This window comes from Neomoorella carbonis, assembly GCF_045278715.1.
Taxonomy (GTDB): Bacteria; Bacillota; DSM-521; order Neomoorellales; family Neomoorellaceae; genus Neomoorella; species Neomoorella carbonis.
The window spans coordinates 2,205,888-2,220,653 of sequence record NZ_CP136420.1; the positions used below are offsets into that span (position 1 = coordinate 2,205,888).

Consider the following 14,766-nt stretch of genomic DNA (forward strand, 5'->3'; position numbering starts at 1 on the left):
TGGTGGTTGTTTATTCCTATTATCGTGATTATCATCATCCCCATTTTCTTTATCTTCTTCATCCCTCTCAGTGCAGCCAATGCATGAGCGGGAAAACCCCGGCCCCGCCGGGGTTTTAATATAAAGGCCCCGGGCTTTCCACCCGGGGCTCCTTTATACTGTCGGCGCTGATTTCCGCTATGGTAAGGTATTTAACTTTTTTGCCAGCTTTTGAGAAATTCCTGAATATCCGGCGGCAGGGGCCGGCCGTTATTAATCTCCCCCGCCATCCCTTCAATTAGCTGGGCAAGCTGTTTCTTCATCTCCGGGCTCAGATCTTTGGTCATGTTGTTAACAAAACTTGCCATATCTACCTGGCCGTCCGGGAACATGGCAGCAGGATCTATACCCGCTTGAGCCATTATTTCTTGCACGACAGCAGGGTTATCGGGCGTTATACCCATTTCTTTAAAAACCTGTCCCAGGGATTTCCCGCTGGTAGCTGCTTCAACGACGCGCTGCCGCAGGGCATCCAGATCAGCACTCATGGGCCTCACCTCGCATAAAATTTACCCTTGATCATTATATGCCCTGCGGTCTCCTTTAGTGCCCGCCAGCTGTTATTTTTCCGCCGGCGCTATATTGGCCGCCAGGACGCCGACGATGCGGCCGTCACCGGCGCGCACAGGAACCGCGACGGTGATGGCCACCCGGTTGGAACTCTGGGTCACATAGGGCTCGCTGGCATAACGTTCACCCCTTATGGCCGCCTGGAACCATGGCCGGAAGGACCAGTTGGTTACTCCCGCATCCGGCCGGTTATAAATAGTTGCTCCGTCCGGTAGGGTGGCAATCAAGGTCTGGATAATAGCTGACTCGCTGAAGGCGGCGTCAAGGAACGGCGCCAGGGTGGCGGCTTCCATTTTCTTAACAACAGGATCGGCGGCCAGCTTTTCCAGTACGGCATGACCCTGGTTAACAAGTTCCCGGCGCAGTTCCTGATCCCACCCGTCCCGGGTAAAAGCGGCAGCCATGGTAAAGAAATTCTGCGCCATGGCCGCAAACTGGCGCGTATTCTCTTCCACCACCGCCATAGCAGCCTTTTGTTCCTGCGTTGCAGCCGATACCTCTTCAATGCTGGCCGCCGTTTCCTGGGCCACGGCTGCCATGCGGGCGGCCGCATCGTTTACCTCCCGCACCCTCACCAGCTGGTTCTGGGCCTGGTGGCTGATGTTGGTCATGACTTCGGCGGCCTTATTGATCGCCTGGCTTACGGCCATAAAATTCTCTTTCACCTGGGTTCCGCGCTGGAGGTTGCTCCGGACCAGTTCGACGTTTTTGTCTACCTGGGCCGCCGTCTGGCGCGCCTCTTCGCTGATGACTGCCGCCAGGGAGGTTATATTCTGGGCGGCCGCCGCCGACTGTTCGGCCAGTTTCCGCACCTCTTCGGCCACCACGGCAAAACCGCGGCCCTGCTCCCCGGCGCGTGCGGCTTCAATGGCGGCATTCAAAGCGAGCAGGTTGGTCTGATCGGCAATGGCCGTGACCGCCTGGACCAGGGTATTGATCTGCTCCATTTTATTTTCCAGCTGCCGCATGCGGCCGGCCGCCTCCTGGATGGAAGCGGCCCCGGCCTTGATTTCCTGAAGTAATTGCTCAAAAAGTCGGCGACCTTCCTCTTCCTTGCTCCTAACTTCCATCCCTAACTCCGTACCCAGCCCGGCCCGGTCGCTGATATCTTCCGCCAGGTTGTGTAACGTTTTGATATTTTCCGCCACCTTCTGGGCGGCTCCCGCCTGTTCGTCGGCACCGCCGGCAATCTCCTGGATGGCTGCCGTTACCTCTTCCAGGTTGCGATGGCTGGTACCGGCGCTTTCCTGGAGATTTCGGGAAAAATAAGACAGCTCATCGGCGGTACGCTGCATGCGACCCACCAGGCGGTAAAAACTGTCCAGGACGGCAGTTACCGGCCCCTGGAAACTCTCCCCTAACTGCGCCCCGGTCAAAGATTGTTCTGCCCGCACCGGATCGCCCTCGCCGAGTAAATTGAGAAACTGCATGACCCGCTGCAGGGGGCGCATCCATTTTATGTATAAATTGAACAGGATAACCAGGCTTAAAATTAAACCCAGGCCCCCCGCCACAATGGCCGGTACAAGGAGCAATTGCCAGCTAACGCCCTGGACGGCTACCAGCGCTGTCCCCACCGTCCCCGGGCCCAGAGCCAGAAATAGCAAGAGAATAAAATAAAAAAGTTTGGTGCGGAGACTAATTGCCAATTTCCTCCACCTCCCGCCATTATTCTTTATATTAACATATTTTTCCGCATTTGACTAGATAAAAGCACGGTGAGATAGAGGTTGGTCAGGCTGTCAGGCAGGTACTCCTTCAGGTAGATCTGTATCCTGATTGCCGGGTATCGCGTTACTGAAACCTCGGAACTATGTAGAAAGCCCGCAGGGGGTATATAATAGTAATTATTGGTTTTTGGGGGCCAAAGGATCATTTGCCGGCAGGCGAGCGGCCAGTTCGGCAGCCAGTTGTCCCGGTTCCAAATCATGGTAGGCCAGCAAGACCAGGGTGTGGTAATAGAGGTCGGCCAGTTCGTATAAAATTTCCCGCCGGCTGTCGTTTTTTGAGGCAATGATGGTTTCACCGGCCTCTTCACCGATTTTTTTTAGGATTTTATCCTGGCCGTTATTAAAGAGATAGGTCGTGTAGGAGCCTTCCGGCCGGGTAGCCTGGCGTTCTTTAATCACCTGGAAAACTTCAGTCAGGACGGCCCCCAAATCCGCAGTTACGGTGCCAACACCCGTGGGGTTAGCGGTAGCTGCGCTTCCCATGTCAGCCTGGCCGGCATCCCGGGGTGCCGGCTTCCTCCCTCCAGGTACCTTGGGGGAGCTTACTTGTAAGGCCAAGGGATTATGAAAGCAGGAAAATTCCCCTTCGTGGCAGGCCACCCCTACCTGGCGGACCTGGAAGAGCAGGGCATCGGCGTCACAATCGTAGCTGGCATTGACAATATACTGGCGGTGGCCCGAGGTAGCCCCTTTATGCCAGAGTTCCCGGCGGCTGCGGCTGTAAAACCATGTCTCGCCGGTAGCCAGGGTGCGGGCCAGGGCTTCCCGGTTCATATAGGCCAGCATCAACACCCGGCCGCTTTCTACATCCTGGATAATGGCCGGGATTAATCCCTCGGCATTAAAGCGAATTTCCTCGGGTATTTTTACACCCATGTTTTACTCCTCCAAACGTACGGGGACACCGCGTGCTGCCAGGTAGCTCTTGGCTTCCCCGATAGTATAGGTGCCGAAGTGAAAGATCGAGGCCGCCAGGACGGCGTCGGCGCGGCCGACCGTCAAACCATCATAGAGGTGCTCTAGCTTCCCCACGCCGCCGGAAGCGATTACCGGAATGCTAACGGCTGTGCTTATGGCTGCCGTCAATTCCAGGTCGTAGCCCTCTAAAGTACCGTCGCAGTCCATGCTAGTAAGGAGGATCTCCCCTGCTCCCAGCTCCTCCACCTGCCGGGCCCACTCTAAAGCGTTTTTTCCCGTCGGCCGGCGGCCGCCGTGGGTATAAACCTCCCAACGACCGGCCCCGGTACGGCGGGCATCGATGGCCACCACTACGCACTGGCTGCCGAAACGTCGGGCCGCCATGGCCACGAGACTAGGATCCATCACCGCTGCCGTATTCAGGGAAATCTTGTCGGCTCCGGCGGCCAGCATGCGGCGAATATCCTCCAGCGTGCGCAAGCCGCCCCCCACAGTAAAGGGGATAAAAACTTCCTCAGCCGTCCGCCGGACCACGTCGACCATAATCTCCCGGCCTTCGGCCGAAGCCGAGATATCCAGGAAAACCAGTTCATCGGCGCCGGCGCGGTCATAGGCGGCCGCCAGCTCCACCGGGTCCCCGGCATCCCGTAAGTTTAAAAAATTGGTACCCTTAACTACCCGCCCGTGATCGACATCCAGGCAGGGAATAATCCGCCTGGTAAGCATCTTAATCCTCCTCCCCGGCCACGGCCAGGGCTTCCTCCAGGGTAAAGTTGCCGTTGTAAAGGGCCCGTCCCAGGATGGCCCCTTCCACGCCTTCCTTCTCCAGGCCACGCAGGGCGCGGACGTCATCCAGGCTGGCAATACCACCGGAGGCAATAACTTTCAGGCCGCTCCTCCTGGCCACTTCCCTGGTAGCGGCAATATTGGGTCCCTGGAGGGTGCCGTCGCGGCTGATATCAGTAAAGATGGCCCGCTTTACCCCCAGGGCGGCCATGCGGCTGGCAAAGTCAAGGGCCCTTTCCTCCACCGTTGCCGCCCAGCCTTCTACGGCTACCATCCCTTCGCGGCTGTCAATACCAACGGCCACCTGGTCGCCGAAGCGCGCCACAGCCTCAGCAACTATCTCCGGGTTGGTGATGGCTATCGTCCCCAGGACAGCCCGGGCCGCCCCCGCAGCAAGGAGCGCCTCCAGGCTTTCCAGACTGCGGATGCCGCCCCCGACCTGGACCGGGATGTGGACCTCTTTGATTATGGCCGCAATAACCTCCATATTCCGCGGTCGGCCGGCAAAGGCCCCGTCCAGATCCACCACATGAAGCCAGCGGGCACCCCTTGCCTCCCAACCCCGGGCAACGGCCACGGGATCGGTGGAGTAGATAGTCTCGGCTTCCGGCCGCCCCTGGTAAAGGCGCACGCAGCGCCCCTCCCGCAGGTCAATGGCAGGCAGAATCAGCACGGTTTACCAGCTCCCCAAAGTTTTTTAAAACCTTCAGGCCCCAGCGGCTGCTTTTTTCCGGGTGGAACTGGACCCCGAAGAGGTTGTCCCGCTGGATGCTTACGGCAAAGGTTAAACCATAATCCGTAGTACCGGTGACTATGGTTTTATCGGCGGGGTCAATATAATACGAATGGACAAAGTAAAAGTTCGTACCCGTAGGGATCCCCCGAAAAAGCTCCCCGGGCTTTAGCAATTGCACCTGGTTCCACCCCATGTGGGGAACCTTAAGCCCTGGCGGCAGGCGTTTTACTTCGCCCGGTAAAAGGTTCAGACCTTCCACCGGACCTCCTTCCTCGCTGGTGCTGAAAAGGATCTGCAACCCCAGACAAATGCCCAGGAAGGGTACATCCCGCCGCACAACTTCCCGGATGGCTGCCACCAGGCCCCTCTGCTGCAAATTGGCCATGGCGTCGGCAAAGGCTCCCACTCCCGGCAGGATAACGCCGGGAGCAGCCAGCACTACCTCCGGGTCTGAGGTTATCTCCGCCGGGTAACCCAGCTTATCCAGGGCCTTCTTGACGCTCAAGAGATTGCCCATACCGTAATCAATTATAGCTAGCGGCCGCATTTTGGCTTAACTCCTCCTCAAGCCAGGTTTCCCTTGGTAGATGGAATTCCCTCTACCCGGGGATCGAGGCCGGCGGCTTCCCTCATAGCCCGGCCCAGGGCTTTAAACAGGGCCTCGGCGACATGATGGCTGTTGTGCCCGGCGAGCTTTTGCACGTGAAGGGTCAGGCCGCTGTGGTTAACAAAAGCCCGCAGGAACTCCTCCAGCAATTCTGTCTCCAGGCCGCCAATCCGTCCCGCGGGAAGACCAAGATCACAGGCAAGGTAGGGCCGGCCGCTGCAGTCCAGGGCTACCTGAACCAGGGCATCATCCATGGGGATCAGGGTGTGGCCGTAACGATTAATACCGGCTTTATCCCCCAGAGCCTGTTTCAAAGCCTCTCCCAGGCAGATCCCAATATCTTCTATGGTGTGATGGTTATCAACTTCCAGATCCCCCTCGGCCCGGACTTCCAGGTCCAGGAGCCCATGGCGGGCCAGCTGGGCCAGCAGGTGATCAAAGAAGGGAATACCGCTGCTGCCCTGCCATTTGCCGCTGCCGTCCAGGTCGAGTCTAACGCGAATGTTAGTTTCTGCGGTCTGGCGCTCAATCGAGGCTTTCCTGCTCATAAATCAAACCCTCTCTCCAGGCGTAACTGGATAGCCCGGGCATGGCCCTCCAGGCCTTCAGCCCGGGCCAGGGCCTGAATCAAGCTTCCCGCCGCCTGCAAGCAGGCAGGGCCGGCAGCGATAAGGCTGCTTCTCTTCATAAAAGTAGCGACGCTTAAGGGCGAATAAAACCGGGCCGTCCCTCCGGTGGGCAAAACATGGCTGGGCCCGGCCCAGTAATCGCCCAGGGGCTCAGAGCTGTAAGACCCTAAGAAAATCGCCCCGGCGTTTTCCACCCGGCCCAGCCAGGACCAGGGATCGGCCACGTACAGTTCCAGGTGCTCTGGAGCCAGGGCATTGGCCAGGTCCAGGGCGGCCTCCAGATGGGGTACCACCACGGCCGCACCATAATTTTCCAGCGAACGGCTGGCTATCTCCCGCCGGGGCAGGGTCTTCAGCTGGCGGGCGACTTCCTCTACCACCGCCCGGGCCAGTTTCTCATCCGGCGTGATCAGGACCGCGCCGGCCAGGGCGTCGTGTTCAGCCTGGGAGAGGAGGTCGGCCGCCACCCAGTCCGGCCGGGCGGATGCATCGGCAATGACGACGATTTCGCTGGGTCCCGCCAGCATGTCGATATCGACGACCCCGTAGACCTCCTTCTTGGCCAGGGTAACATAAATATTCCCCGGCCCGGCAATCTTCTCCACCGGGGTCACTTCTTCCGTCCCGTAGGCCAGGGCGGCTACGGCCTGAGCGCCGCCCATTTTATAAATCTCCCGCACACCGGCTTCGGCGGCCGCAACCAGGAGCAGGGGCGCCAGGGTGCCGTCCCGCCGTGGCGGCGTCGCCATGATTATTTCTTCAACGCCGGCCACCCGGGCCGGTACGGCGGTCATTAATACCGACGAAGGATAAGCAGCCGTACCGCCGGGGACGTAAAGGCCCACTCGCTTTAAAGGGCGGCAAATCTGTCCCAGGATGGTGCCGTTCATATCCGCCTCCATCCAAGAACCATGCTTCTCACGACGATGGTAAGCGGCAATATTATCCCTGGCCTTCTGGATGGCTTCGAGCAGTTCGGGAGTAACGGCTTCATAAGCAGCCCTGATTTCTTCTGCCGTTACCCGAAAACCGGCCTCTTTTAGATCAACCCCATCCAGTTCCCGGGTGTAACGTTCTACGGCTGCCTGGCCTTCCACCCTGACAGCGGTAATAATATCCCGTACCCTCGCGGCGACATCGTTCTGGGCCAGCAGCCGTCCTGCCCAGCGGCGCCGCACTTCTTCGCCCTCAAGAACAGGTAGCAATTCCGGTCCCCCCTTGAACAGCCGCCCGCTTTAAGGCCTCTATTACAGGCCGCAGGTGCTGGTAATTGATCCGGTAACTAACCCGGTTGGCAATCAAACGAGCTGTGGAGGGAAAAATAGAAACTACCTCCACGAGGTCATTTTCCCTTAAGGTTCGCCCGGTAGAAACAATATCCACAATCAGGTCGGCCAGTCCCACCAGGGGGGCCAGCTCAATATTGCCATGGAGCTTGATTATTTCCACCGGAAGTCCCTTTTCCTGGAAAAAAGCTGCCGCTACCCTGGGAAACTTGGTGGCCACCCGGCGGCTGCCGGCCAGCAGGGTTTCCAGGGACTGTCCGGCTTCCTCCCAGCGCTGCCGGGGCGCGGCTACAACAAAACGGCAATAGCCAAACCCCAGGTCCACCAGTTCAAAGACATCGGCCCCGGCCTCCGCCAGGGTGTCCTTGCCGACAATACCCAGATCGGCGGCTCCATGTTCTACATAGGTAGGCACATCAGTGGGACGGCAGATCACGTAACGCACCCGGTCGGCTGGGAAAGTGAAGACCAGCTGCCGTGCTCCGGTAGCCATGCCTTCTACCGGGAGCCCGGCCTTACGCAATAATTGCAGGGCGTCTTCGCCCAGCTTGCCCTTGGGCAAGGCCAGAGTAAGCAAGTCGGTGACCATTTAAAAGTTCCTCCGAAAATCTTAAGCTAATCCACCCAAACCAGGGTCAACCCCCGGGCGGCGGCCCGGGCTGCTGCTTCCTGGCGGTTTTGACTCTGCCCATCTATAATCACCGTACCCCCCGGCCGGCGCAGTTCTCGCGCCCGGCGCAAAACTGCCGCCAGGTCCCGGCCCGCCACCAGGTAACCCTCACCCTGTCCGGCTCCCTGCCCCTCGCCCCGGGCTATGAGCACCCGCTCCAGTCCCAGGGCAAAGCCGGTAGCCGGGCAGGGGTAACCAAACTGGCCCAGCAGGCCATCGTAGCGCCCGCCGCCGCAGACGGGGACGCCCAAGCCTGGTACATAACCTTCAAAAACGATGCCGGTGTAATAATCAAAATCCCGCAATATGCCCAGGTCGATGAAGAGCCACTTTTCCAGGCCGTAGGCTGCCAGCGCCTGCCATACTTCTTCCAGGCCGGCCAGGGCAGCGGCTGCCCCGGTCTGGATAAAATTGGCCCGGGCTTCCTCCAGGGCTTCTTTACCACCATGTAAAGTGGCAAGAAGTTCCAGCTGCCGCCTCTTCAACCCCGTCAGGTTATACTCGTCGACAAGCCGCTCCAGCCCAACCAGGTCCTTGCCGGCCAGGGCTACTTTAATTCTCGCCACCGCCTCCCGGGGCAGGTCCAGGTCCTGGAGTACGCCCTTGGTGACGGCCACCTGGCCAATACCTACACGAAAGTCCTTCAAGCCGGCCTTTAACAAGGTTTCTACCGCCAGGGCAATAATCTCGGCATCGGCCGCTACACCCCCGGCACCGATGAGTTCCACCCCGGCCTGGTGAAATTCCCGCATGCGCCCGGCCCGGGGTTCCTCATAACGAAAAACCCCGGCGCGGTAACACAGGCGGATGGGGACGGCCTCACGCCTTAAAGAGGTTGCCACCAGGCGGGCAATAGGGGCCGTCATCTCCGGCCGTAAAGCGAGAACCCGTCCCTCGCGGTCGATAAATTTGTAGAGGCTCCCTTCATCCCCAGCGGGAGAGCCGGCCTGAAAAGTTTCCACAAATTCAAAAGTCGGGGTCAGCACTTCCCGGTAACCCCAACTTTGAAAAAAAGTCACCAGTTCCTGCTCCAGTTCCCTGAGGGCAGCCGCCTCTGCCGGCAGCAGATCCCGCACCCCCGCAGGCACCTGGAGATTCCAGTTGCCGGCCACTACCCTTCACTCCAGTGCTTTATCATGTTAACGTATTAACGTAATAATAACACGGGAATAACCCCCTGACAAAGGCCGCCGGCCACCTCCAGGGGCCATTAAATTTGATTAATCAAGTTTATCACCGCCCGGTTATCCCGGGCGTCAAATTACTCCTTTTTATCCAGGCGATCCAGGATGAGGTTGTACCCGTCGGCCCCATAGTTTAAAAAACGCTTAACCCGGCTGATGGTGGCCGTGCTGGCCCCGGTGGCGGCGGCAATGGCCGAATAGGTAACCCCCTGGCGTAAGTAGCGGGCTACCGCCAGTCGCTGGGCCATAGCCTTGATTTCAGCGGTAGTACAGAGGTCTTCAAAGAAGCGGTAGCATTCATCGATGTTCTCAAGGGCTAAAATAGCGCGGAAGAGTTCATCAACCAGGGGGTCCTGCAACTTATCCCGGCTCAATCCCGTACCCTCCCCCAAAAATAACTTAAAAACACTTTTCGCCACCAGGCTGCTTTTTCCTCCACAGTAAACCCGCCCTTTCAGCCAATCAGCCTGGTCAGCCATTCTGTCACCGGCCCGAAGACCCGGGCTAAAAGTTTTGCCGGGCTGGGGATGGGTAATTTTAAAGCCAGGGCCAGGCTTAAGGCCAGGCCCATGGACCAGACGATACCCATAACGGCCAGTTCCCGCCAGTACTTTTTCTGCCAGATTTCCGGGGCATCCAAGTAAGCGATGACCAGGAAAGCCAGGATAATTAAAACGAGCATTCCATCACCCCTACCTGGTACTCCCCTGGGTGGCGCCCTTGCCGCCAGCACCCCGGGTTTTGTCTGGTGTCCTGTTGGTCATTCCCAGCCGGTTCAGATGGAGGTTGACCTTTACCTGTATTTGTACCCGGCTGAACTCTTCATTCCAGCGGTCCTGGACCTGACGCCAGTAGCGGGCGTTGCTCCGATGCAAGACCTCGCCAAAGCCAAAAATGTCCGACCGGAGTTCCTGCTGGGCCTTGCGTACAGCAACCAGGATCCGCTCCTCCACGGCCCTGTTGACAGCCTCCTGGATGGCCAGTAAATGTTCCATCCGGTCGGGGTCCAGGTTAGCTGTAACTTCCGATAAGTCACAGTCGCCCCGAATTTCAACGTTAAAAGTTACCTGGCCGCCTTCAACCCTGGGTTTAACCTTCGTAGAGGCGCGGTGAAAAATCACCGAGGCCCTACCCCCGCTCTGTGCTGGCACCGCTACGGTGATAACCCCTTCCCTTACTTCCCCCCGCAGCCACATAAGGCCGTTGGTCTCCTTTTCATCAAGCCAGCCAATCAAACGATCGTCGCGGAAAGCCCCGGCACCTTTAATGGCTACAGCCTCGGGGGGTTTCTTTTCCCCCTCTCCCTTCTGAGCGCTATCCTTACCAGCGGCATCACCACCGCTTTTCACTTCCTGGCTTTCCAGCTCCGGTGTCGGCGTCATGACCACCTGGGGCAGGACAGGGTTGTCTCCCGGCGCTTCCCACACGGCCAGGAGGTCTTTTAATTCTACCTTAAAGGTGGTCCGGTTGCGCAAGATACCGCTTAAAATCGTCCCGGGCATTAATTCAATACCCGGTGGCAGTTCCAGCACCTTGCGCGCTTCACCCATGGTAATTAATACCGGTGTCGTCAGGCGCATCTGGCGCTCGCGGGTAAAATGGTCAAGGTAATGGAACCCCTGCCGGGCAAGCTCTTCCCCAAGGATCAGCACCCGGTTCTGAGCCCAGAGTAAGCGCCGCGGTACCATTTCCTCCAGCCGCCGGGTCGCCTGGGTAAAATCACTACCCACAGCGGTGACAACCTCCCCGGTTTTGGGCGGCTCGCCTACGCCGCCTCCACCCATGGACGGTCCTCCAGCTACGGTCCGGGGAATAACGATATAAACGCTCAGGCGTACCTGATCTCCGGGAGCCGCATCCAGGGCTATAGCCGTGACAATGGCCAGCTCTTCAATCTCATGGCGGCTCCAGCAACCAGGCAGGAAGGATAACATAAGGGCAAGGAAAAGTAAGGCCCGAATCCGGCGCTGCCAGGCCTTCATGCTCCGGTCCTCCTTTTACCCCGCAGCCAGGCCATTATAAGCAAAAATAACGGTAAAATAAGCTGCCAGGTCAGGGTCCACCCCGGTTCTAACAGCAGCAGGTCTTGGCGGATCTCGGTAATATTCCGGTAAAGAAGATTAGAGACGGCAACATTTAATGCCCCCAGGGAGGCCACCAGGGACCGGTACTCTTTGAGCCCGGTGACGGTAGCGAGGCCCAGGGCCACTACATAAAGGTTAAGGGTTATTTTGATAAATACTCCTCCTACCCAGATGGCCAGAAACAGGACCTCAATGCGTTCTAAAAATTGCCCCAGGGCGACCACCCGCGCCAGGTTGTAAGCGGCAAAGGTCAGGCGGGCAGCTTGGGAACTTCCGAATACTAAAATTGTTCCCATGGTAGCCAGGCTCAGGAAAAAGGCAATCCCCAGGAGGCCGCTGAAAAGGCTGGTTCCCAGGGCCCGGGGGGGGTTAACGAAGGCACCGTAGGTAGCCAGGATAAATATCTGACCCAGAAAGCTCCAGGCCACCAGTGCTCCCCCCAGGACCGGCCGGAGGCCATTTTCCATGATGGGAAGGATATTTCGGGGCATCATTTCCGGCGTGGCAAAGAGGATGACGATGGCAACGAAAGTCACCATGAGAGGCAGGATAAATTCCGTGCACCGGGCAATGACTTCCAGCCCGTTACGGGCGGCATAGACGGCCACGGCTACGATACTGAGGCTGAAAAATAAAGCCGGCGTCTCCGGCATTACCGCTGTGACCAGGAACTCGCTGAACTCCCGGATGACCACTGCATCCAGCAGGAAAAAAGCAAGAACAAAAATAAAAGCCATCATTTTACCTATAACAGGGCCTAAAATCAATTCGCAATACTGGAAAAGGGTATAGTGGGGGAAGCGCTGGGCCAGCAGGTAGACAACCAGCGCCACAACGCTGGCTGCTACGGAGGCCACAACGACGGCCAGCCAGGCATCCTGGCGCGACCGCAAAGCCAGCAAAGCCGGTAAAAAGAGTATGGCCGTAGGCAGGACGGCAAACCAGAGCAGGACCGCCGCCTGGCGAGGACTGATATATCCTTCTTCCCGCATCTTTAAGAGTCGCCCTCCCCCGGCCTAGGGTTGGAACTGGCTGGCGGTGTTGGCTTTAATCCGGCTCCCTGGCGCACCGGGTCACGGTAGCCGATCTGGCTGGGGCGGGAGTTCATGGCCCAGCGTGGTACCCGGATGAGGACGTCTTTAAAGTCGCTGAAATTCCAGGGAGTGACAGGAGCCAGGTAAGGCACCCCGAAGGAGCGCAGGGTATTCAGGTGCACCAGGATGGCCAGCAGCCCCAGCATAATGCCGTAAAATCCCATGGTGCCGGCCAGAATGAGCATGATAAAACGAAGAAGGCGTAGGGTGATGGCCATGGCGAAGGACGGGAGGGCAAAAGAGCTGATCCCCGTCAGGGCTACGACAATTACCATGGCCGGGGAAACCAGGCCGGCGCTCACGGCCGCTTCCCCGATCACCAGGGCCCCGACAATACTCACCGCCTGGCCAACTTGCCTTGGCAGGCGCACCCCGGCTTCCCGCAGGAGTTCAAAACTAAGTTCCATGATCAACGCTTCTACTACAGCCGGGAAAGGTATGCCTTCCCGCTGTGAGGCCAGCCTTATCAGGAGGTTGGTAGGTAACATTTCCTGATGAAAAGTGCTGGCAGCTACATAGAAAGCCGGCAGGAGCAGGGCTATATTGAGGGCGATAAAACGACCCAGCCGCAGGAAACTAGAAAGGTAATAGCGTTCATAGTAGTCTTCACTGGACTGGATAAACTGGATAAAAAGGGTCGGCACGATGAGGGCAAAGGGAGTATTATCCACCAGGATGCCCACCCGGCCTTCCAGCAGGGCGGCCACCACCTTGTCCGGTCGTTCAGTATGGTCGATCTGGGGAAAGGGGGAAGTTGGGTTATCTTCGATAAGTTCTTCAATGTAGGCGCTTTCCAGGATACCATCAATTTGAATCCGCTCCAGCCGCTGGCGTACCTCACACAGTACCATGGGGTCAACCAGGTCTTCAAGGTAAGTAATGACTACATTGGTCATGGTGTAACGGCCCAAACAAATAGTTTCCATTTTAAGGGAAGGAGTCTTTAAACGCCGGCGGATAAGGGCTGTATTGGCACGCAAGCTCTCAATAAAGCTTTCCCGCGGGCCCCGGACCACGCTCTCGGCAATAGGTTCTTCAATAGCGCGGTGTTCCCAGGATCGGGTGCTTAAGGCCAGGACTTTATTATACCCATCCAGGAGCAGGACCGTATCCCCCTCCAGGACATGTTTAACCAGGGCAGCCATGTTGTCAACCACAGCTACATCCGTCATGGGCATGATCTTTTCCATGACCGTGGCCAGGTCGCGGCTCTTGCCCGCCAGTTCCCGGGCCAATTGTGGGGATGCCTGTTGCAGGGTCCTTACCAGGGTATCTTCAATGAGCTTTTTGTCAGCCAGGCCGTCGATATAAATAAGGGCTACTTTTAGCACCTGGCCGAGATAAAAATCGCGGTGGACGACGTCGCTGCATTTAGCAAAAATTGCTTGCAGTTGCTCCAGGTTGAGTTTGAGTTCAGCTGTGAGCTGGTATTCTTCCAGGGGTGGGTAAAGCACCTTTTGTTCTTTACTCCCCTTGGACTGACCCTTATTATCCTGCTGTCCCGAAGGCTGCCGGCGGCGGAAAAGAGCCGCCCTTAAGGGCTTGCGGTAAGGACCAGGCAAAGTTCCTCCCTCCTTTGATTGGAAGCCGGTTAATACCAGCACTGGTTAGCTTTCACCGGGGGAGGAAACATTATGCGTAAGTCACCACATCTCGATTGGGCTGCTAGAGATATGCGGTTTGAAATCTGCCTGTTTAAAAATGACTAAAAGCGCCAGTTTTGGCTCACACTAATCGCAAGGACAATGTGTTGATGGGGAGCTGATTTTTTTGGCCGGTGAGACAAAGATTTTGGTGGTTTTCTACAGCCTCTACGGTAATACGGCTAAACTTGCCCGGGCAGTAGGGGCCGGGGTTACAGAAGTACCCGGCTGCACCGCCACCTTAAAGCGGGTCCCGGAAACTATGCCGCGGGAAACTATACAGCATCTTGAGCAATCGGCGGCTTATCAAAAGGCCCAGGAGGAAATGAAGGACATTCCCATAGCCACCTTGGAAGACCTCCAGGATGTCGATGGGGTAATCTTCGGCAGTCCCAGCCACTTTGGTAATGCCGCGGCCCAGATAAAACAATTTATCGATGCCACTGTTCCTTTATGGGTTAAAGGTCAACTGGTCGGTAAAGTCGGGGGTGTCTTCTGTACCTCGGGTAGCCTTCACGGGGGTAACGAGGGCACTCTTATTTCCATGCTCCTGCCCCTGCTCCACCACGGTATGATTATCGTCGGCCGGACCTATGAAGATTTTAGCCTGGCCAACGCCGGAACTCCCTACGGGGCTTCCGCCACCTCGGGTCCCAACCATGACCAGCCGCCCACGGACCAAGACCTGGTCATCGCCCGTTCCCTGGGTAAACGCATTGCCATGGTGGCTAAGAAGCTAAAGGAGTAATCGTTCTTCACACCATGGAAAATGGTACAGGCAAATATCTGG

Annotated in this window: 16 protein-coding genes; 1 reads left to right on the top strand and 15 read right to left on the bottom strand. The window is 57.6% G+C overall.

What is annotated here, in order from left to right; all coding sequences use genetic code 11:
- Nucleotides 1–191: 191 nt before the first annotated feature.
- From MCACP_RS11285 to MCACP_RS11355, 15 genes are all read right to left on the bottom strand, one after another.
- The gene (locus tag MCACP_RS11285; protein WP_406676844.1) at nt 192–527 is read right to left on the bottom strand and encodes a hypothetical protein; all 336 of its coding nucleotides are present in this window, start codon (nt 525–527) and stop codon (nt 192–194) included.
- Nucleotides 528–599: 72 nt separating this feature from the next.
- Nucleotides 600–2,258 carry a methyl-accepting chemotaxis protein gene (locus MCACP_RS11290; protein ID WP_406676845.1) on the bottom strand — a complete coding sequence of 553 codons (1,659 nt, stop codon included), beginning with the start codon at nt 2,256–2,258 and terminating at the stop codon, nt 600–602.
- Nucleotides 2,259–2,456: 198 nt separating this feature from the next.
- The gene (gene hisIE, locus MCACP_RS11295) at nt 2,457–3,215 is read right to left on the bottom strand and encodes a bifunctional phosphoribosyl-AMP cyclohydrolase/phosphoribosyl-ATP diphosphatase HisIE (protein WP_406676846.1); all 759 of its coding nucleotides are present in this window, start codon (nt 3,213–3,215) and stop codon (nt 2,457–2,459) included.
- A gap of 3 nt (nt 3,216–3,218) precedes the next feature.
- Entirely contained in the window at nt 3,219–3,983 is a 765-nt protein-coding gene (hisF, locus tag MCACP_RS11300; RefSeq protein ID WP_406676848.1) for an imidazole glycerol phosphate synthase subunit HisF, read from the bottom strand.
- A 1-nt stretch (nt 3,984) separates the two neighbouring features.
- Nucleotides 3,985–4,716: a 1-(5-phosphoribosyl)-5-[(5-phosphoribosylamino)methylideneamino]imidazole-4-carboxamide isomerase gene (hisA, locus tag MCACP_RS11305; RefSeq protein ID WP_406676849.1), complete on the bottom strand. Its 732-nt coding sequence runs from the start codon at nt 4,714–4,716 to the stop codon at nt 3,985–3,987.
- The gene (gene hisH / locus MCACP_RS11310) at nt 4,694–5,326 is read right to left on the bottom strand and encodes an imidazole glycerol phosphate synthase subunit HisH (protein ID WP_406676850.1); all 633 of its coding nucleotides are present in this window, start codon (nt 5,324–5,326) and stop codon (nt 4,694–4,696) included. Before hisH ends, hisA begins: the two co-directional genes overlap by 23 nt.
- A gap of 17 nt (nt 5,327–5,343) precedes the next feature.
- The gene (hisB, locus tag MCACP_RS11315) at nt 5,344–5,934 is read right to left on the bottom strand and encodes an imidazoleglycerol-phosphate dehydratase HisB (RefSeq protein WP_406676851.1); all 591 of its coding nucleotides are present in this window, start codon (nt 5,932–5,934) and stop codon (nt 5,344–5,346) included.
- Nucleotides 5,931–7,193 (bottom strand): histidinol dehydrogenase, encoded by a 1,263-nt coding sequence (gene hisD / locus MCACP_RS11320; protein ID WP_406678744.1) that lies wholly within the window; start codon nt 7,191–7,193, stop codon nt 5,931–5,933. Before hisD ends, hisB begins: the two co-directional genes overlap by 4 nt.
- 10 nt (nt 7,194–7,203) lie before the next feature.
- On the bottom strand, nt 7,204–7,890 hold the full coding sequence (hisG, locus tag MCACP_RS11325; RefSeq protein WP_406676852.1) for an ATP phosphoribosyltransferase: 687 nt from the start codon (nt 7,888–7,890) through the stop codon (nt 7,204–7,206).
- Between the two features lie 26 nt (nt 7,891–7,916).
- Nucleotides 7,917–9,083, bottom strand: a complete 1,167-nt coding sequence (gene hisZ, locus MCACP_RS11330; RefSeq protein WP_406676853.1) for an ATP phosphoribosyltransferase regulatory subunit — start codon at nt 9,081–9,083, stop codon at nt 7,917–7,919.
- A 149-nt stretch (nt 9,084–9,232) separates the two neighbouring features.
- Nucleotides 9,233–9,529 carry a YerC/YecD family TrpR-related protein gene (locus MCACP_RS11335; protein WP_406678745.1) on the bottom strand — a complete coding sequence of 99 codons (297 nt, stop codon included), beginning with the start codon at nt 9,527–9,529 and terminating at the stop codon, nt 9,233–9,235.
- Between the two features lie 80 nt (nt 9,530–9,609).
- Entirely contained in the window at nt 9,610–9,837 is a 228-nt protein-coding gene (locus tag MCACP_RS11340) for a hypothetical protein (protein ID WP_406676854.1), read from the bottom strand.
- A 10-nt stretch (nt 9,838–9,847) separates the two neighbouring features.
- On the bottom strand, nt 9,848–11,137 hold the full coding sequence (locus MCACP_RS11345; RefSeq protein WP_406676855.1) for a Ger(x)C family spore germination protein: 1,290 nt from the start codon (nt 11,135–11,137) through the stop codon (nt 9,848–9,850).
- Nucleotides 11,134–12,231, bottom strand: a complete 1,098-nt coding sequence (locus tag MCACP_RS11350) for a GerAB/ArcD/ProY family transporter (protein ID WP_406676857.1) — start codon at nt 12,229–12,231, stop codon at nt 11,134–11,136. The genes MCACP_RS11345 and MCACP_RS11350 overlap by 4 nt, the downstream gene beginning before the upstream one ends.
- 2 nt (nt 12,232–12,233) lie before the next feature.
- Nucleotides 12,234–13,787 (bottom strand): spore germination protein, encoded by a 1,554-nt coding sequence (locus MCACP_RS11355; RefSeq protein WP_406678746.1) that lies wholly within the window; start codon nt 13,785–13,787, stop codon nt 12,234–12,236.
- Between the two features lie 316 nt (nt 13,788–14,103).
- Here MCACP_RS11355 and wrbA point away from each other — a divergent pair, with 316 nt between their 5' ends.
- A complete protein-coding gene (wrbA, locus tag MCACP_RS11360) occupies nt 14,104–14,724 on the top strand; it encodes an NAD(P)H:quinone oxidoreductase (RefSeq protein ID WP_406676859.1) in 621 nt (206 codons plus the stop codon).
- Nucleotides 14,725–14,766 lie beyond the last annotated feature (42 nt).